Origin of the sequence: Pseudomonas sp. IAC-BECa141 (genome assembly GCF_020544405.1) — a bacterium.
Classification (GTDB): Bacteria; Pseudomonadota; Gammaproteobacteria; order Pseudomonadales; family Pseudomonadaceae; genus Aquipseudomonas.
In genome coordinates this window covers 2,872,810-2,890,832 of sequence record NZ_CP065410.1, presented here as the reverse complement: position 1 = coordinate 2,890,832, position 18,023 = coordinate 2,872,810, and the positions used below count along the sequence as shown (strand labels likewise).

Genomic DNA, 18,023 nt, shown 5'->3' with positions numbered 1-18,023 from the left:
GCTTTTACGGTGTCAGCCCCTCGCACGGCTGATTACTGCGCCGCGACTTTCCCTGCTTTTTCCAGATCATCGCGTACGGTCTGTACCTGATACTGCGGATCGGCCTTGATCTGCTGTTCGGTGAACGGCAACACGCTCCACTGTTTCTTCGAGAACGCCTCGGTCTGGTCACGGGCGTATTTCGATGCCGGATCGCTGGACAGCGAGAACGCGAGCAGGCCCTGGGCATGCGGCCCCTTGTCATCGAACGTCACGACTTGCAGATAACTGGTGCCACTGACCACTTCCAGCTTGCCGTCTTCACGGGGCACGCTCTGGATGGCGTTGTAGATGCCCAGCGTGCCCGGGCCACCGTGAATCGGCGTTTGCTGGCCACCACTGCTGACCACCTGCACGTCGCCCCAACGACTTTTCTCGGTCAGACCCATTTTTGTCGCCGACTCGGCCGACGCCAGCATGGCCTCGCGCAACACTTTGGCCACGTCGGGATTTTCGACGGCCAGTCCGCGCGGTGTGTGCTGCGCGTCCTTCGGATCGAACGCCACGCGCCAGGCCTGCGGCGATTCCTGCATCGCTTGCATGATGTTCTGGAAATGCACCAGGCCGATGCCCGAGTCCAGATTCGCCCGGCTGTCCCACGCTTTCAGACTGCTGCACACCGATTTCAACGCCGCCTCAGACTGCGAGGCACAGAACTTCAACAGATCCGGCATCACCTGAGTTGCCAGGAACACCTGATCGTCCATCACCATGTGTTGCAGGTCCTGCACCGACAGCGGGCCTTTCTTGTCTAGCGTCGCCAGACGATCCAGCGCAAAGCGCGAGCGCAGGCCCAGAGGCTGCCCGTCCTGACTGATCAGTGGCGAGAAACCGGTCAGCGGTTGCGCCGGGTTGGCCAGCCAGGCCGAGTCGTTGGAGTGCTGGACGAAGTCCTTGCGCAACAGCTGCGGCAACTGGCTGGAGGCGTAAATGCCCTTTTGCGCGGCTTGCGGGTCGATGTCCCAGGCACAGGCGCTGTTGGAGCCGTCGAGCACGATCATTTGCAGGCCGATGCGCGGGTCGCTGCACTTGGCCAGTTTGTCGGCACTGACGTTCGGCACCACCGACAGGTTCATGTACAGCGTCTGGCCCTTGTCATCCACGGCCAGCGTGTTGACCCACGGGATGCCCTGGATCGTGTGCACCGAATCCTGCAGATCCTTGAGATTGCCGGCGCGGTTCATGGCGTACCACTGCTTCAGCACCCGGTCATTTTCGAGGTTGGCATCGCGCAGGCTGTAGGCGAACTGATTGTTCCAGTCGAGTTTGCCGGGCCACTGTACGATCGGCCCGAACTGCGAACTGTACACATCCCGCGAGACCGGCACGACCTGGCCGTCTGCCTGTTTGACCTGCACCGTGACGGTCTGCTTGTTCATCGGCAGGGACTGGCCGTCGAGCAGGTAACGGGTCGGATCCTTCGGATCGAGTTGCAGGCGATACAGGGTGAAGTGCTTGGACGAGTCGACGGTATGGGTCCACGCCAGGTGCTGGTTGAAGCCGATGTTGATCATCGGCAGGCCCGGCAGCGCCGCGCCCATCACATCCAGTTTGCCGGGGATGGTCAGGTGCATCTGATAAAAACGCATGCCGCCGACCCACGGGAAATGCGGGTTGGCCAGCAGCATCCCGCGACCATTGAACGAGCGCTCGCTGCCCACCGCCACGGCGTTGCTGCCGCGGTCCAGGGCGAAGCGTTGCAACCGCGTGTCCGCCAGTTGGTAAGCCCGTGCATCGTTTTCGATCTGCGCTGTGGATTGCGGCGGTGTTGCACCCGCCAAAGCTTCGGCGAACTGCCCGACACCGCCCTCGACCAGCAGACGCCGGGTCAGCTTCACGAGGTCTTCGGCGGCGATATCGCGCACCCATTCACCCTGGCACTGTTGCGGCAGCCCCTGCTGGCGGCGCTCGGCCAGATAACGGTTGTAGCCGGCGGCATATCCTTCCACCAGATCACGCACTTCGACCGGCTGCGCCTGCCAGAAGGCATTCACTGCCTGGGGCGTGTTGAGCCATTGGAAAAACAGATCGCTGACGCGGTTCTCGCGCTCCTCGACCGTCAGTTGCTCCGGCCCGAAGTACCGTGACCGCTCGCCGTTGACCGTCACGATCTCGTTGGCCAGCAGGCACAGGTTGTCCTGCGCATAGGCATAACCGATGCCGAAACCGAGTCCGCGTTCGTTTTCCGCGCGGATGTGCGGTACGCCATAACCTGTGCGACGGATATCGGCGCCGGCCTGCCCGGAAGCGGAAGGGCTGAACGCCTGCGCCGACAGACTCAGCCCGAGAAACAGGCCGGCAAGGGTCAGTCCGGTGAATTGCCTGGAAATAGTCACGCTCGCTCCTGATCGAAATGCCGAAGAGCGAACCACCCGCCACCGTGAACACGTCGGGCCCGGCTCGCTCTGAAATCACCCACGCGTCACGCGCAATGAGCCTGTTCAGAAAACGAAGCCGCGGAAAAAAATTTAGTCGGTCACACACCCGTTTGGCGCCGTGATCACGGGGAAAAGACGAAACGACGACAAAATTTCTACATTTTTCGCTTCATGATTTGTCGAGCTGAAACGTCTTGTTTAGAGAGAGCACAAGAAACCTTTCCTGATCAGGCTCTGAAAGGAGTAATCGCATGTACAACCCGCCACTACCATCGGAAGGTAGCCAGACCCCCAAAGGAGCGCCCATGGGTTCGCACGCCGACGTATTCGGGCAACGGGTCGAGCGTCACGGCAATGAACGCATCCGTTTGCTGCTTAAAAGCTTCGGCCTGCGCACCAGCCTGATTCGCCTCAAAGTCATCGACACCTTGCTGGTCGCCGCCGAGGACGACCGTCGCCTGGGTGTGCGTGGCGTGCATAGCCAACTGCTGGATCTGGACATTCCGTTGTCCTTTCTCAGCGTGCGCGAAGTACTCAAGCGCCTGTGCGCCGAAGGCGTGATCACGTTCAACGACGACAAGAGCTACAGCCTCCATCCCCAGGCTGCCGCCGTGCTCAACAGCGATTGATGCACGCGGCAGACGCCGTCAGGGCTTGACCTTGCGGCGCATCACGCCGTTGATCACCACGACCACTACCGCCACACCGATGGCGATGTACTGGAACGTTTGCTCGCTGAGCTTGCCGGCGTTTTGCAGCCAGGACAGGCCGAGCATGATCAGCAGTACGGCGACAGCGATCAGAATCGAATATATCAAGCGTTGCTTATGGGTCATTACAGGTTCCTGAACCGTTGGAATGTATCGGGTTTGTATCGGCGTTGATGCCATGCGCATACCTTTTGACGGGGATGCGCCGCCGTTAACGGGGTCTCATGTTACAGCCGATGAAGAGCTTTGGCTTCAAGCGGCGTCAACCATGAGGATCTTTGAAATGCTGCGTCGAATCACCTGGCTGATTCCTGTCCTTGCACTGCTCGCCCTGAGCGGCTGCATCATCTTTCCCCACGGCGGCGGGCATGGCGATCATCGCCACTACGCGCCTGGCCCGGGCTATTACTACCATCGTTAAGTCAATCTCGCGGAAAGGATGCCAGCGTCCATCCGTTCAAATGCAACAACGGATTTAAGCGTCAGGAGAATTGCCCGCAGGAATGTGGGCGTTTTTTATGGATCGGCGATTACCGGTATAGGAGTCTTCGCCTCCTCAAGTAGGAATGCTGCCCTCCGTAACATTACGCACAACCTCGTCATATACCGTCACACCAATGGCTTAGGGACATTCCCCGCTCCTCCCTACTCTTGCGCTACCTCTCGACGATCGTGAAAGCGCATGCAACGAACTCTCATTCCCCTCCCGCCACTCCAGGCGCTCGGCTTCTGTCTCGCCATCACGCTGTTCGAATGGCTGACCTACATGGCCAGCGACATGGTCATGCCGGCCATGCTGACCGTCACCCGGGATCTGGAAGCCGATGCGGCTCACATTCCCAATGCGTTCAATCTCTATCTGATCGGCGGCGTCTGCCTGCAATGGCTGATCGGGCCTTTGTCCGACCGGTTTGGCCGGCGCCCGCTGTTGCTCGCCGGTTGTGCGCTGTTCGGCATGACCTGTGCGGCGGCCGTCGCCACGCCCGGCATCGAAGTGTTCAACGCCCTGCGACTGTTGCAAGGCATGGGCCTGGGATTTGTCGTGGCGGTCAGTTATCCCGCCCTTCAGGAAGTCTTCTGCGAGGCCGATGCCGTGCGACTGATGGCACTGCTGGGCAACGTCGCCCTGCTTTCGCCCCTGCTCGGTCCGCTGCTCGGCAGTCTGCTGCTGGAGTGGCTGAGCTGGCGCGAGCTGTTTCTCGGCCTGGGCCTGATCGCGACACTGACCTGGATCGGACTGTATACCTGCATGCCGGAGACGATCGGCGTTGTCCGCCACGATGGCGGTCAACAAGCGCCGATCCCCTTCTCCTTCCGCCAGATCAGGACCCGTTACGTGGCGCTGCTGCGCAATCACCGGTTCGTCGGCATCTGCCTTGCCCTGGGTCTGATGAGCCTGCCGCTGATTGCCTGGATCGGTCTCGCGCCGCTGCTGCTGGTTCAGTTGCTGGGCCTGACGACCCGCGAATATGCGCTGTGGCAAATTCCGGTGTTCTCGGCGGTGATCGTCGGCAATCTGATCCTCGACAGACTGCTCAATTCGCGGGATCTGCCGCAATTGATTCGTCTGGCGCTCTGGCCGTTCTGCCTGGGGTTGCTGACCTTGATAGCCACCGCACTGACCGGCCTTTCCCTTGCCGGATTGATGACCGGTCTTGCGCTGTATGCCGTCGGGCTTGGCATGAGCAACGCCGCGCTGTACCGGCTGGCTCTGTTTTCCAGCGATGACAGCAAAGGACTGGTCTCCGCTGCGATCGGCATGATTTCGATTGCCGTGATGGGTGTCGGTGGCTCGCTGATTGCTGCGACCGGCGGCGGCAACCGTCTCGAATCCTTCGCCATTCTGGCGGCGCTGGGTGGTTTGCTCAGCCTGCCTTTGCTGTACCGGTTTCTGCCACATGCCCCGACAGACTCCGCCTCTTCAACATAAAGAAAAGGACGCCTGATGAACCACCTCCCCCACAGCGACGCGCTCTGCGCGTTGACGCAACCCTATTGCCCGGATTCCGTGCCGGACGGACTGTTCAGCCAGGCCATGGCCGAGATCAGCCGGTTTCACTGCCAGCACACACCCGGCTACGAACACTGGCTGAACGCCAATGGCCTGACCGTGGGCGATCTGGATCACCTCGATGACTGGTCGCGACTCCCGCCGGTTTTCGCCAGTTACTTCAAGCGCCAGGCTTTGCTCAGCTCCACCGCAGCGGACGCTCGGGAGCTCACCTCCTCCGGCACCAGCGGCGAGAAAAGCCGCATGCGATATGACGAACGCAGCCTGAGCGCAGCCCAGAACATGGTCGAACGAATCTTCCGGCACTATGCCTGGGACACCCCGGACACGCCGTGCAACTACCTGCTGCTGAGCTATGAACCCGAAGGACGCATCAGCCTGGGAACGTCCTTCACCGATCAGTTCCTGTGCCGCTTCGCCCCCGTCAACCGCGTGGCCTATGCACTGCGCCGTACGGGCAACGGCCATGAATTCGACAGCTTTGGCGTAATCGCCGCCTTGCAGTCCTTCGCCGAGGAAGGCTTGCCGGTACGAATCTTCGGTTTCCCCGCATTTCTCTGGCAGACCCTGCAACGCATGCAGGCCACCGGGGTGGCCGATCTGCAACTGGCAGAAGGTTCGCTGGCGCTGTTTGGCGGCGGCTGGAAAACCCAGGCGGCGCAAGAGATTCCCCGCCGGCAACTGTACGAGCGGATCCACCGCCAATTGGGCATCGAGGTGTCCCGCTGCCGTGACGGTTACGGCGCGGTCGAGCATGCAGTGCCGTACCTTGAGTGCGCTGACCACCACTTCCACGTACCGGTCTATTCGAAGGTCTTGGTACGTGATCCCGCCGACTTCTCGCTGCTGCCGTATGGCCGTCAAGGCTTGCTGAGTTTTGTCTCGCCTTACATTTCGTCGAGCCCGGCGCACGCGGTGGTCATGAGTGACCTCGCCACCCTGCATCCCGGCGACAGTTGCGGCTGCGGGCTGCCAGTGGACTGGTTCGAACTGCATGGCCGGGCGGCCACCACCGCCGGCCGAAGCTGCGCCATGGCCGCGTCTGAACTGCTGGGGAAGCACTGATATGTACCTGATCAACGGACAACTTCACGACGACTTCACCTTCGACCTCGCATTGGAAAAGCTTTATCCGGACTTGCCACAACGGCTGGTCACGCCGCTGGACACGGCGACGGTCCTTGACACGGCGGCTACCTTTGCCAGACGCCTGCAAGACCCGGATCTGCCCTTTCCGCTCGACGCTGAACAACGTCAGTTACTGATCGGGTTCTGCCAACCCGCTGCGCTGCGCTGCAAGCTTGAGCGCGAACTCGGCGCACAACCGGCCAGCCTGCGTCGCCTCGATTATCGCCAGCCGCGCTTTGAACGCTGGAGTCCGCTGGGCCTAGTGGTCCACATCACTCCCGGCAACTCGCCGTTGCTGGCGTTCTGCGCGGTGATCGAGGGACTGCTGGCCGGCAACGTCAACTGGTTGCGGCCCAGCAGCAGCGATCAGGGGATGACCGCGCAATTGCTGCATGGATTGGCGCAGTGCGATGCCACCGGCCAGATCGCCGGGCATGTTGCAGTCGTTCCGGCCAGCACGGCCCGGATCGGTGAATTGTGCCAACAGGCCAACGGAGTGTCGGCGTGGGGCGGCGAGTCCGCGCTGCAAGCCATCCGCCAGCAACTCGCGCCTGGATGTCGCTGGATCGACTGGGGCCACCGCATCAGTTTCATCTACCTGACACCGGCAGCGGTCTCGCCACAAGCGCTGGACGCCGTGGCCGATGAAGTCTGCCGCCTCGACCAGCAGGCTTGTTCCAGTCCGCAATGGCTGCTGGTGGACAGTGACGACGAGAACGTCTTGCGCTCGATCGGCAATGGCATGGCCGAGGCATTCGAACGTCGATCCCGACACTGGCCGGCCTTGCAACCTTCAATTCAGGAGGCTTCGCAAATCACCACCCGAACCGCGATGGCGCGACTGGCTCAGAGCTTTGGCGGGGCCAGCGGACAGGTCTGGCAGGCGCCGGACTGGCGCGTCATCTGGAACCACGACCGGCAACTGGGCCCCTCGCCGCTGTTTCGCAGTCTGCTGCTCAAGCCTGTGCCACGTGCGCGGGTGACCGAGGCGCTACTGCCTTGGCGAAACGTATTGCAAAGCGCCGGACTGATGTGTGCCGATCACGAAATGGCCGGACTGGCCCGGACGCTGATTGCCGCCGGCGTCACACGGATTACCCCGGTGCAGGCGATTCACGATGGTTACGAAGGCGAGCCCCACGACGGCGTGTATGCCCTGCAACGCTTGAGCCGGCGCGTGTCGGTCAGCCTGTCGACGACGGCGCTGACGACCTGCGCCACGCTCGATCCGCTGCCGGCGCCACCTCGCGTGGCCAATCTGCCGATCATGAGCAAGGAGACCTTCGTCAGACGCCCTATCCATCCAGCGGCCCGTTTGTATTTCCGCTCGGGTGGCAGCAGCGGAACCCCGGCGCTGGCCGGTTACAGCTACCGCGACTTTGATCGACAGATGCGCGCCAGCGCTGACGGGTTGTTCGCGGCGGGTCTCGACCCGAGTTGCGACCGGGTAATGAACCTGTTCTTCAGTGGGGGGCTGTATGGCGGTTTCTTCAGTTTCTCCAAAGTGCTGGAACTGCTGGGTGCCACGCACCTGCCGATGGGGGCTCCGGCCGATGACGATTACCGCGAGATCGCGCAGGTCATCATCGATCAGCGCGTCACCGTACTGGTCGGCATGCCCAGCACCCTGCACCGTCTGTTCCTCAACGAGCAGGCACGACTGCGTACCTATGGCGGGATCGAAAAAGTCTTCCTCGGCGGCGAACATCCCGGTGAACAAAGCCTCGCCCTGATGCGCAGCTGCGGCGTCAGGCTGATCCGCTCGGCCATTTACGGCAGCGTCGACGCCGGACCGCTCGGCCATGCCTGCCCGGCCACCGGCGATGGGGTGTTCCATCTGATGAGCGATATCCAGCACCTGGAGATCGTCGATTTCGAGTCGGATCGTGCGGTGACCGGTAATGAAACCGGGCGCCTGGTGTTTACCTCCATTGAGCGCGAAGGCCAGGACGTTCAGCGCTACGACGTCGGTGACAGCGGTCGCTGGCTCCCCGGTATGTGTGACTGCGGGCTGCCTACACCGCGCTTCGAGCTGCTGCAACGTCACGGCAAGTTGATCCGCATCGGCACCGACTTCATCTGTCTGTCGCAACTGGCAGAGCACCTGGAGACCGAGTTCCAGCTGATCCTCGAGCACGCCCCGGACGGACTGGAGCGCATGCGTTTTCGCAGCCCGAGGCAATCCGATGATGTTCAGCGTCGCCTGCTGGATTACCCGACGCTGGCCACGCTCATCCAGACCGGGCTGCTGACCGTCGAGGTAGAGGTTTGCGGCAGCGACGGGTTCACCCGCAACAAACACAGCGGCAAGACGCCGTTGCTGATCGACAATCGGGGCGTTGGTCCCTGCACAGACACGCAAGGAACCGAACATGAACACACGGTTTGAATGGCAAGAGCTGGTCACGTTTGCTCGACAGTATTCCGGCTTTTATGCACGTCACTTCGCCGAACTTTCCCGGCCGGTCACATCACTGGAACAACTGCCGGTGATTGACCCAGGGGAATACTGGAAAGGCAGTCATGACCTCGACCATTGGCCTGCCCTGACAGCGCCGCTGACTGACGCGCTGGTGTTCAAGACCGGAGGCACCACCAGCGCCGGCAAGTTTTCACTGTTCCGGCGCGAGGAATGGCGGACGCTGGTAACAGACTTCGGTCGCAGCCTCGGTGCGCAATTGAACGCCGGGGACCGGGTCGCCAACCTGTTTTTTGTCGGTGACCTGTATGCCAGTTTCATCTTTACCCACGATGCCCTGGCGCATGTGCAAACCGAGGTTGTCGAGTTTCCCTTTACCGGCCATGTCGACTCGATCCTGCTGACCGATGCAATTACCCGGCACCGGATCAACGTGCTGGCGGGCCTGCCCGCCCATCTGCTGACCTTCGCAGCCTGGCTCGAACAACAGGGCCGGACTCTCGAGCACATCACCGCCCTGCTTTACGCCGGTGAAAGCCTGTTTGACGCCCAGTTGCGACGGCTTGAGCGAGTGTTTCCCAACGCCCGAGTGGCGTCCATCGGCTACGCCAGCGTCGACGCCGGCTTCATCGGTGCCAGTCATCGCGACTGTGCCCTGGGTGAACATCGGGTTCCTGAAGGTCACGCACTGCTGGAAATCCTCGACGAGAACAGCGGCGAAGTGATCGAAGAATGCGGCCGGTCCGGACGACTGGTGATGACCAACCTCACACGCCGGTTGATGCCGTTGATCCGCTACCCGGTCGGTGACCGTGCATGCTGGTGCGAACCGTCCGGCACGCCCCGGCGCAAGTTCGCATTGATGGGCCGCTGCGCCGACAGCCAGCGGGTGCGCGTGGGTATCCTGACCCTGCTGCCGCAATCGATCGGCGAGACAGTGTGGCGCATCACCGGCAGCGACGAATGGCAACTGGTGATCGAGCAGGAGGGTGCGACGGATATTCTGCGTCTGCACTGGGCACCGGACGCCCTGTCACCGGCAATCGCTGAAGCCGACCAGACGCTGCATCGCGCCTTGCTTGAAGACTATCCGTTGATCGAGCAACTGAGCGCCGATCACCAGCTTGCGCTGCGGATTCGCTGCTGTACGACGCAGGAACTGGAACGTCATCCACGCTCCGGCAAACGTCAGCGTGTGCTGGACCGTCGTGTCTACAACGGCCATAACCAGGAGCGTTGCTGATGGATTCCATCACCCTGCGAAGTTATCGCACCAGTGACGCTGCGGCGGTCAGTCGCCTGTTCAGGAAGATCTATGGCGATCATTACGCTCAGCCGCATGTTTACCTGCCCCGGTTGATCAGCCAGAACCACGCCGACGGCCACTGGCATTCGTTGGTGGCGGTGTCCGACAATCGGGTGGCGGGCCACTCCACGCTGATTCTCGACAAGGAATCGTCCATCGCCGAGCTGGCGCTGAGCGTGGTGGATCCGCAGATCCGTGGGCAGAACGTCGCCACTGAACTGGGCCGGCACTTGCTGATCCATGCGCAAGCGTTGGGTTATCAGGGCGTCACGATCAAGCAAATGACCCATCACCCCTACACGCAGAAAATGGCCGCCGGTCTTGGGTTTCACAACACCGGCTTATTGCCCGATCATGCGCCGTCGCCCTTTGGCGACGCCGTGACGGAATCGCTGGTATTGGGTTACGCCCCCGTCGATGGTTATCAGCGCCCGCTGCCGGCATTGACCTGGCCGGATGAATGCCGTGAGTTCATGCAACAGCTGTGCGACGTGTTCGGAACGCGGTTGAACGTGTCGCCGTGGATCGGCGCGCCGGCGCAGCTGGAGCAGCGCTGGGGGCGATATGACGGGGTTTTCAAAGAAGTGGACGACAGTTTGCTCAAAGAATTGCAGCAACTGCCCGACCATTGGCTGATATCGATCAGACTCAGGCTGGCGCAGGGTTTCGACAAGGCCTGGCACCGGCTGACGACGATAGGCTTCGTGTTCAGCGGACTGGCGCCCGATGACAGAGGAGCAGGATGGCTGGCGTTGTTTCATCGGGGATTCCAGCCCAAATCCCTGACCTTGCATTGCCCGCAAATGCAGCGATTGCATGACGATATGCAGCGGCAGATCGCACCGCCGGCCTGTCATCGCAGAAGTGGCAGCCGCCCATAAACGCCGCATATAAACGAAAGGGCCCACCCCGTTACCGGAGTGGGCCCTGTCTTTCAGGCCTTGGCTTTTACACCTTGATCGGTAGGAGGCTTGCGCTCCCCGCCCTGACCGTAAGTCTGCAGGCTCTGCAGTACATAAATGGCTTTCTTGTACTCGGGGATCAACGTATTCGCGTACTTGTTGCCCTTGAGATTGTTGTTCTGGATGGTATCGAGTTGCGTGGCGAAATACTCCAGCGCATTGAACTTGGCATCCGGGTCTTTCTGGATGCCGAAGCGATCGAACTTGTCGCCTGCATTGAGCAAGGTCATGGACGTGATTTCGGAAATCAGGCCGCGGCTACGCAGCATTGCGCTCAGGCTGCCCAGTTGCTTGGCCGAAACATTGGTCGGATCGAAACCCTTGATGTTCTTGTGCAGACCCTGCTTGTCCATCTCCGCCGTATTGATCACGGTGGGATCGTTGCCGACCAGGGCCAGCATCTGCTTGACCTTCACGCTTTGAGAAACCGGTTTGCTTGAGCTTGCTGTATCTCGAACCAGCAGACCCGCCTTGGGTTGCCAGGCACCGGTATATCCGATAGTCATGCGCAGGCTCCTTGCGAAGAAAACATGAAAAATTCCTTGTTGAACCACTTTTGAGTTGCGCGGAGTATCGGCCGGCAAACTAGTGGCACCAACTCCTTTCTGCACTTTTTTACAATTTTTGTACATTCACGATACAAACCGTAAACCGCCCGGAAATACGGGACCAGAGCGATCATGACAAGGTGATTAAAGTGGGTTTATTGCTCTAATGTTCGGCCCGGTTAGTTCTTGTGTATCAGGCCCGATACGTTCCTTTGGTCGGGACCGCTTTTTTTAGGACGAAAGTACCTAAAGCTTCCCGAGGACCCGACGATACGTTAGGAAACCCGCGCTGTTTTTTTCCCTGCCCACAATAAGAATCCCTGCTCAAGGACCGGTTTCCATGCCCGCATTCCGTACCATTCAGGCTCGCTACACGCTGTTTCTGGTTCTGTTCATTCTGCTGTTGTCAGTTCTGACGGTGGTTGGCATCAGCCAACTGGTCGCGCCCAAGCTGCGCCATACCGAAGAACAAGTCGTGCTCAACCGCATTGCGGAAGTGGCCGAGCAGATCCAGGGCGAATTGAACAAGGTCCAGGCGCAACAGCGCAGCATCACCCAGACCATTCCGTTGCTCGACAGCGCAGCCATCGACACCGTGTTGCCCGGGCTGGTGGATCAATACGGTGAACTGAAAGTATTCGGCGGCGGCATCTGGCCGTTGCCCGGTCAGCGTGAGGCCGGACGCAACAAGTTCAGTACGTTCTGGCACCGTGATGCCTCCGGCAAACTGGCGGTGAACACCTTCTGGAACAGCGACGCGGCCCCCAACTATTACGACCAGAGCTGGTACAAGGGCGGCATGCAGACCCCGCGCGGCCAGTGTGCCTGGGCTGCTGCCTATAAAGATGACGCCAGCGCCGAACCACGCACCAACTGCGCCATGGCCATTCAGAAAAACGGCAGCGCCTGGGGCGTCTCGACCATCGACGTGACCCTGGGCTTCTTCAACGATCTGGTGGCGCGCAAGGAAAAAGACCTCAACGCCGAAATGCTGATTGTCGAGGCCGACGGCAAGATCATCAGCAACAGTTCGCGCATCAGCGGGCCGATCGTGCTGAAAAACATCAGCGAACTGGCCGGCGGCTCCACCTTCGCCAGCCAGGTCAAGGCCGGATTGCAAAACCGCGAGCAGGCGCAGCGCGTCGAATTCGACAACCACGGTGAAGCCAGCACGTTCTTCATGCGTCCGATCGAAGGCACCCCGTGGTTCCTCGCCACCGCGCTGCCCACCAAAATGCTCACCGCCCAGCGTGACGACGTGCTCAGCAGTCTGAGCCTGTTGCAGATTCCGCTGGTGATTCTGCTGGTGCTGTTGCAGGTCTACGCGATCCGCCAACTGGTTTCGCGCATGAAAGCGCTGAAAGCCAATATCGATTCGCTGTCCAGCGGCGATGCCGACCTGACCCGGCGCATCACCATCCGCGCTGAAGACGAACTCGGCGCCATCGGGCATTCGGTCAACACCTTCATCGCCTACCTGCAAAACATGATCGGCGAAGTCACCCAGGCTACCGGCGCCATGGCTTCGAGCCTCGACAACCTGCAACGCACCTCGGCGCACACCAGCCAGATTCTGCTGCGTCACGCTTCGGAAACCGATCAGACGGTTACCGCGATCAACGAAATGAGCTCGACCGCCGAAAGTGTCGCGCAAAATGCCGCCGAAACCGCCGCCTTCACCCAGCGCGCCAACGAAAACGCCGACCGTTCGCGCATCGTGGTCGGTGAAGCGTCCGGCAGCGTGGTGGCGTTGATCGACGAGGTGGCCAGCGCCACCCACAAGGTAGAAAGCATGCAGCAGGACGCCCAGCGCATCACCGAAATCCTTGGTGTGATTGGCGCCATCGCCGGCCAGACCAACCTGCTGGCGCTCAACGCTGCGATCGAAGCGGCACGGGCTGGTGAACAGGGTCGCGGTTTTGCGGTGGTGGCGGACGAAGTCCGTGCCCTCGCCGCCCGCACGCAGGCCAGTACCTCGGAAATCAACGAGATGTTGACCCGCCTGACCCAAGGCGTGAGCTCGTCGGTCAGCGCCATGGAAAACACCCAGGCCAGCTGCCAGTCGGCCGCCGATGCCACCACCCGGGTCAACAGCGGGCTGGACGAAATGGCCGGTGCAGTCAGCCACATCAACAGCCTCAGCACTCAGATCGCCACCGCCGCCGAACAGCAAAGTGCGGTCACCGAAGAGATCAACCGCAGCATGGTGCAGATCCGCCACATGGTTGATGAACTGGTAGAAAGCGGCCAGGCCAGCGAACTCAACACCCGCCAGCTGCTGGAAGCCAACAGCCGGGTAAGCGCGATCATGGGGCGTTTCAAGGTGCGCTGACAGTTTTGTCATCTTGTGCTCAGCGGCCTGTCAGCTTTGATCTACGATCATGTTGGCAGGCCTGCCTCGTATCACTTGGAAACACTCCGTTGATGCCCGGCAGGAAAAACCGGTCAAAATGCCTTCCTTTTTTGACCGTTTCTCCTTTGAGCCGAGAGCCCTCCATGCGAAACCATCTGCGTCTGGCCGCCCTGAGCGCATTGTTTATCTCCTCCCTGGCGCAAGCCGCCGACCTCATCCCGATCGAAGTCCACCGCGACGCCAACTGCGGCTGCTGCAAGAAGTGGATCAGCCACCTGGAAGCCAATGGCTTCAAGGTCGAAGACCACGTCGAATCCGACATGAGCAGCTTCAAGCAACAACACGGCGTACCGCCGCGTCTGGCGTCCTGCCACACGGCGATCATCAACGGCAAATTCGTCGAAGGCCATGTTCCGGCGGAACAGGTGCTGGCCCTGAGCAAGCGCGACGACCTGCTTGGCGTTGCTGCACCGGGTATGCCGATGGGTTCGCCTGGCATGGAAATGGACGGCATGAGCGATGCGTATCAAGTGATCGGCCTGAAGAAAGACGGCGCCGATGTCGTGGTGGCGGATTACCCGGCCCATTGATGACGGCGGGTTATCTCGGGCTGTTCCTGGCCGCGTTTGGTGCAGCAACCCTGTTGCCGCTGCAATCGGAAGCCGTGCTGGTCGGGTTGCTGGTCAGCGATCGTTACTGGCTTTGGGGCCTGCTGGCGGTGGCGACGCTGGGCAACGTCCTCGGTTCGCTGGTGAACTGGTGGCTGGGGCGCGGGCTGGAACGGTTTCAGGACCGGCGCTGGTTTCCTGTCAGCCGCAAACATATGGAACGCGCCCGGGTTCACTATCAGCGCTATGGTCACTGGTCGCTACTGTTCAGCTGGTTGCCGGTCATCGGCGATCCACTGACGTTGATCGCCGGGGTCATGCGCGAACCTCTTGGACGATTCCTGTTAATCGTCACTATCGCCAAAGGCGCCCGCTACGGGGTGCTGGCGATACTCACCCTGGGCTGGCTCGGTTGAACGATCGGGCCCGGACATTGCCTGTGTTTAACGTCGCCCTAATCCGGCCGTTCCAGCATCGGCCGATTTCTTGTGGAGTTGTCCTATGTCTGTGTCGCTGACCCGCTGGCTGCCCGGCCTGTTGCTGACCGCCGCCCTGCCCCTGCTTGCTCACGCCGAAGGCCCGCAATACGGCCCGGAACTGCAAGGTTTCGATTATCCCTACACCCTCAAGCACTTTGCCTTTCAGTCCCAGGGCAAGTCGCTGCAAATGGGTTACATGGACGTCGCCGCCCACGGCAAGGCCAACGGGCGCACCGTGGTCCTGATGCACGGCAAGAATTTCTGCGGCGCGACCTGGGACAGTTCGATCCAGGCCTTGAGCGAAGCCGGCTACCGGGTGGTTGCCCCGGACCAGATCGGTTTCTGCACCTCCAGCAAACCCGATCACTACCAGTACACCTTCCAGCAACTGGCGGCCAACACCCAGCAACTGCTCAAGGCCCTGGGCATCCAGAAAGCCACCCTGCTCGGCCACTCCACCGGCGGCATGCTTGCCACCCGTTATGCGCTGCAATACCCGGATCAGGTCGAGCAACTGGCGCTGGTCAATCCGATCGGCCTGGAAGACTGGAAAGCCCTCGGCGTTCCCTATCGCAGCGTCGATCAGTGGTATCAGCGCGAATTGAAAGTCACCGCCCAGGGCATTCGTGACTATGAACGCACGACCTATTACGACGGGCGCTGGAAACCCGAATTCGACCGCTGGGTCGACATGCTCGCCGGGCTGAGTAACGGCCCGGGCAAGACTCAGGTCGCATGGAACTCGGCGCTGATCTACGACATGATCTTCACCCAGCCGGTGTACTACGAGTTCAAGGACCTGAAGATGCCGACCCTGCTGCTGATCGGCACTTCCGACACAACCGCCATCGGCAAGGACATCGCGCCGCCGGAAGTGAAGGCCAAAATCGGTCACTACGAGGTGCTGGGCAAGCAGGTTGCCAAACTGATTCCTCAGTCCACGCTGGTGGAGTTCCCCGGCATGGGCCACGCCCCGCAGATGGAAGAGCCAGCGAAGTTCCACCAGGCACTGCTGGGCTGGCTGGACAAAACCAATCCCGTTCGTTGAAGAGGTAACGCTGATGGTGGTGCAGATTGCGGTGATCGATGACTGGCAGGACGTCGCGCGGGGCGTAGTCGACTGGTCGGTGCTCGACAGTCTCGGCAAAGTGACCTTTGTCCATGACTACCCGGCGGACAACGCCACACTGGCCGAGCGTCTGGGCCCATACGAAGTGATCTGCGTGATGCGTGAACGCACGCGCTTCGATGAGGACCTGCTCAAGCGCTTGCCGAACCTGAAGCTGCTGGTCACCGGCGGCATGCGCAACGCGGCGCTGGACATGCCGGCCGCCGCCCGGCTCGGGATCAAGGTCTGCGGCACCGACAGCTATAAGCACGCGGCGCCGGAACTGACCTGGGCGCTGATCATGGCCGCCACCCGCAATCTGGTGAACGAAGCCAATGCCTTGCGCGCCGGCCAGTGGCAGCAAGGGCTGGGTAGCGACCTGCACGGCAAGACCCTCGGCATTCTCGGGCTCGGCAGCATCGGCCAGCGGGTGGCGCAGTTCGGTCAGGTGTTCGGCATGCGCGTCATCGCCTGGAGCGAAAACCTCACCGCCGAGCGCGCCGAACAGGCCGGCGTCACCTATGTCAGCAAGCAACAGCTGTTCGAACAGGCTGACGTGCTGTCGGTGCACCTGGTGCTCAGCGACCGCAGCCGGGGTCTCGTCGATGCCCAGGCACTGGGCTGGATGAAGCCGACCGCGCTGCTGGTGAACACCGCGCGCGGGCCGATTGTCGACGAAGCGGCGCTGATCAAGGCCTTGCAGAAACAGCGCATCGCCGGTGCGGCCCTGGACGTGTTCGATCAGGAACCGCTGCCGGCCCTGCACCCGTTTCGCACCCTCGACAACGTGCTGGCCACGCCCCATGTCGGGTATGTCAGCCGTCAGAACTATGAGTTGTTCTTTTCACAGATGATCGAGGACATTCAGGCCTGGTCGGCGGGAAACCCCATCCGGCTGTTGAACAGATCGGACGCCTTGACCGGTGGTGGCTAAGCCACCGGGCAACCTCGCCATCGATAACATCCACTCATGCTTGGCGACCGTTGGTCGATGCCATACGCTGCACCTCGGCAAAAATCTCGGTGATCGGCCGATGCGGCTGGCGCTTTTGCAGTTGACGTACCTGCTCGCTCAGCCGCAGCAACTCTTCACTCGGTTTGGCCCACTGCTCTTTCGGCAGCGGCTCCGACCATTGGCGCATGGCCTCGGGTAGTGCCTGTTTGCCGATCCTTTGGAAACGGCGCACTTCCCATTCGACGAGTCGATTGGGAATCGTCCACAAGGTCATGACGTGATAGAGGTACCAGAAGAAACCCGACAACCGAGAACGAGAGCCGTCGCGGATCTGCTGGTGCATGCGTGCGCGGGCATTGCGGAAGGTGTGCAGGCCTTCGTGGGGTGGGTCGTCGGGGCCTTGCAGGTCTTGCAGATCCTGGATCGATTTGAGGTCGTGGATTTCGTATTCCATGTAGCCGCGAATGGCTTCCCAATGGCTGATAGCGAGTGGCAGGCCGGCGCATTGGAATTCGAGGCTGGTGAGGGTTTCGCCGTGGTAGAAGCCGATGCCCATGCCGTATTGGCGGTGGATGCCGTATTGGGTGGCGCCCTGGGCTTCGATGATCCAGGCGGAGAGGGATTCCCAGGGGACGAAGACAGGTTCGGTTTCGCCTTCAGGCATGAAGCAGACTTCGCGGCGTTGGCGGTTGAAGCGGGTCGGGATGATTGAGGCGCGTTTTTTGTGGTTGTGGTGCCAGACGCCGAGGGTGATGAGCAGCATGAATGGGCCAGTGAACGATATGTTCTCGCAGGCTATTTCAAAGATACCGACCATCGAGTCCCAAATGGCTTCCTGCCCGTACCCAAAAATAACTCCCAAAAACCCGGTAATCAGTGGGAATAAGAAAACTACTGTGAAAGACACGCTCAATGGTCCACCCAATACGACCTGCCAAGAAAAGACTTGTGGCGACCCCAACCCAAAGTCCATGTACTCATTATTCAACTCACCGATATGTGGGCCGTAAGGTGGCATT

The 18,023-nt window shown here is 60.9% G+C and carries 16 protein-coding genes; 12 read left to right on the top strand and 4 right to left on the bottom strand.

Annotation, left to right across the window (positions count from 1 at the left end; translation table 11 throughout):
- Positions 1–32: 32 nt before the first annotated feature.
- Positions 33–2,375, bottom strand: coding sequence for an acylase (locus I5961_RS13220; RefSeq protein ID WP_227235477.1), 2,343 nt, complete (start codon positions 2,373–2,375; stop codon positions 33–35).
- A 293-nt stretch (positions 2,376–2,668) separates the two neighbouring features.
- Here I5961_RS13220 and I5961_RS13215 point away from each other — a divergent pair, with 293 nt between their 5' ends.
- Positions 2,669–3,046, top strand: a complete 378-nt coding sequence (locus I5961_RS13215) for a fe2+ zn2+ uptake regulation protein (RefSeq protein WP_085703067.1) — start codon at positions 2,669–2,671, stop codon at positions 3,044–3,046.
- An 18-nt stretch (positions 3,047–3,064) separates the two neighbouring features.
- Here the strand turns inward: I5961_RS13215 and I5961_RS13210 are convergent, their stop codons facing one another.
- A complete protein-coding gene (locus I5961_RS13210; protein ID WP_007957552.1) occupies positions 3,065–3,253 on the bottom strand; it encodes a hypothetical protein in 189 nt (62 codons plus the stop codon).
- Positions 3,254–3,410: 157 nt separating this feature from the next.
- Between I5961_RS13210 and I5961_RS13205 the strand changes: the two genes are divergently transcribed.
- The 6 genes from I5961_RS13205 to I5961_RS13180 all read left to right on the top strand — a co-directional run bounded on the left by I5961_RS13205 (position 3,411) and on the right by I5961_RS13180 (position 10,872).
- Entirely contained in the window at positions 3,411–3,548 is a 138-nt protein-coding gene (locus I5961_RS13205) for a hypothetical protein (RefSeq protein WP_170929687.1), read from the top strand.
- Positions 3,549–3,809: 261 nt separating this feature from the next.
- On the top strand, positions 3,810–5,057 hold the full coding sequence (locus I5961_RS13200) for an MFS transporter (RefSeq protein WP_227235476.1): 1,248 nt from the start codon (positions 3,810–3,812) through the stop codon (positions 5,055–5,057).
- A gap of 15 nt (positions 5,058–5,072) precedes the next feature.
- Entirely contained in the window at positions 5,073–6,203 is a 1,131-nt protein-coding gene (locus I5961_RS13195; RefSeq protein ID WP_085696413.1) for an acyl-protein synthase, read from the top strand.
- 1 nt (position 6,204) lies between these two features.
- Positions 6,205–8,655 (top strand): aldehyde dehydrogenase family protein, encoded by a 2,451-nt coding sequence (locus I5961_RS13190; RefSeq protein ID WP_227235475.1) that lies wholly within the window; start codon positions 6,205–6,207, stop codon positions 8,653–8,655.
- Positions 8,639–9,928: a phenylacetate--CoA ligase family protein gene (locus tag I5961_RS13185; protein ID WP_085696416.1), complete on the top strand. Its 1,290-nt coding sequence runs from the start codon at positions 8,639–8,641 to the stop codon at positions 9,926–9,928. Before I5961_RS13190 ends, I5961_RS13185 begins: the two co-directional genes overlap by 17 nt.
- Positions 9,928–10,872: a GNAT family N-acetyltransferase gene (locus I5961_RS13180; RefSeq protein WP_227235474.1), complete on the top strand. Its 945-nt coding sequence runs from the start codon at positions 9,928–9,930 to the stop codon at positions 10,870–10,872. Before I5961_RS13185 ends, I5961_RS13180 begins: the two co-directional genes overlap by 1 nt.
- Positions 10,873–10,925: 53 nt before the next feature.
- Here the strand turns inward: I5961_RS13180 and I5961_RS13175 are convergent, their stop codons facing one another.
- Positions 10,926–11,459: a hypothetical protein gene (locus tag I5961_RS13175; protein WP_085696420.1), complete on the bottom strand. Its 534-nt coding sequence runs from the start codon at positions 11,457–11,459 to the stop codon at positions 10,926–10,928.
- 382 nt (positions 11,460–11,841) lie between these two features.
- Between I5961_RS13175 and I5961_RS13170 the strand changes: the two genes are divergently transcribed.
- From I5961_RS13170 to I5961_RS13150, 5 genes are all read left to right on the top strand, one after another.
- Complete coding sequence (locus I5961_RS13170; protein WP_085696421.1) at positions 11,842–13,833, top strand: methyl-accepting chemotaxis protein; 1,992 nt, start codon at positions 11,842–11,844, stop codon at positions 13,831–13,833.
- A gap of 164 nt (positions 13,834–13,997) precedes the next feature.
- A complete protein-coding gene (locus tag I5961_RS13165; RefSeq protein ID WP_007957572.1) occupies positions 13,998–14,444 on the top strand; it encodes a DUF411 domain-containing protein in 447 nt (148 codons plus the stop codon).
- Positions 14,444–14,878, top strand: coding sequence for a YqaA family protein (locus tag I5961_RS13160; protein WP_227235473.1), 435 nt, complete (start codon positions 14,444–14,446; stop codon positions 14,876–14,878). The genes I5961_RS13165 and I5961_RS13160 overlap by 1 nt, the downstream gene beginning before the upstream one ends.
- A gap of 85 nt (positions 14,879–14,963) precedes the next feature.
- Complete coding sequence (locus I5961_RS13155; RefSeq protein WP_085703074.1) at positions 14,964–15,989, top strand: alpha/beta fold hydrolase; 1,026 nt, start codon at positions 14,964–14,966, stop codon at positions 15,987–15,989.
- A 13-nt stretch (positions 15,990–16,002) separates the two neighbouring features.
- Positions 16,003–16,983, top strand: coding sequence for a D-2-hydroxyacid dehydrogenase family protein (locus I5961_RS13150; protein WP_227235472.1), 981 nt, complete (start codon positions 16,003–16,005; stop codon positions 16,981–16,983).
- A gap of 34 nt (positions 16,984–17,017) precedes the next feature.
- On the opposite strand, the gene I5961_RS13145 is transcribed toward I5961_RS13150, so the two are convergent.
- Entirely contained in the window at positions 17,018–17,767 is a 750-nt protein-coding gene (locus tag I5961_RS13145; RefSeq protein WP_227235471.1) for a hypothetical protein, read from the bottom strand.
- Positions 17,768–18,023: the final 256 nt, after the last annotated feature.

What these genes read in the sequence shown, in the direction of transcription:
- I5961_RS13215 (WP_085703067.1), top strand. Translation starts at nt 2,669, where the DNA reads ATGTACAACCCGCCACTACCATCGGAAGGTAGCCAGACCCCCAAAGGA.
- I5961_RS13210 (WP_007957552.1), bottom strand. Translation starts at nt 3,253, where the DNA reads ATGACCCATAAGCAACGCTTGATATATTCGATTCTGATCGCTGTCGCC.
- I5961_RS13205 (WP_170929687.1), top strand. Translation starts at nt 3,411, where the DNA reads ATGCTGCGTCGAATCACCTGGCTGATTCCTGTCCTTGCACTGCTCGCC.
- I5961_RS13200 (WP_227235476.1), top strand. Translation starts at nt 3,810, where the DNA reads ATGCAACGAACTCTCATTCCCCTCCCGCCACTCCAGGCGCTCGGCTTC.
- I5961_RS13195 (WP_085696413.1), top strand. Translation starts at nt 5,073, where the DNA reads ATGAACCACCTCCCCCACAGCGACGCGCTCTGCGCGTTGACGCAACCC.
- I5961_RS13190 (WP_227235475.1), top strand. Translation starts at nt 6,205, where the DNA reads ATGTACCTGATCAACGGACAACTTCACGACGACTTCACCTTCGACCTC.
- I5961_RS13185 (WP_085696416.1), top strand. Translation starts at nt 8,639, where the DNA reads ATGAACACACGGTTTGAATGGCAAGAGCTGGTCACGTTTGCTCGACAG.
- I5961_RS13180 (WP_227235474.1), top strand. Translation starts at nt 9,928, where the DNA reads ATGGATTCCATCACCCTGCGAAGTTATCGCACCAGTGACGCTGCGGCG.
- I5961_RS13175 (WP_085696420.1), bottom strand. Translation starts at nt 11,459, where the DNA reads ATGACTATCGGATATACCGGTGCCTGGCAACCCAAGGCGGGTCTGCTG.
- I5961_RS13170 (WP_085696421.1), top strand. Translation starts at nt 11,842, where the DNA reads ATGCCCGCATTCCGTACCATTCAGGCTCGCTACACGCTGTTTCTGGTT.
- I5961_RS13165 (WP_007957572.1), top strand. Translation starts at nt 13,998, where the DNA reads ATGCGAAACCATCTGCGTCTGGCCGCCCTGAGCGCATTGTTTATCTCC.
- I5961_RS13160 (WP_227235473.1), top strand. Translation starts at nt 14,444, where the DNA reads ATGACGGCGGGTTATCTCGGGCTGTTCCTGGCCGCGTTTGGTGCAGCA.
- I5961_RS13155 (WP_085703074.1), top strand. Translation starts at nt 14,964, where the DNA reads ATGTCTGTGTCGCTGACCCGCTGGCTGCCCGGCCTGTTGCTGACCGCC.
- I5961_RS13150 (WP_227235472.1), top strand. Translation starts at nt 16,003, where the DNA reads ATGGTGGTGCAGATTGCGGTGATCGATGACTGGCAGGACGTCGCGCGG.
- I5961_RS13145 (WP_227235471.1), bottom strand. Translation starts at nt 17,767, where the DNA reads ATGCTGCTCATCACCCTCGGCGTCTGGCACCACAACCACAAAAAACGC.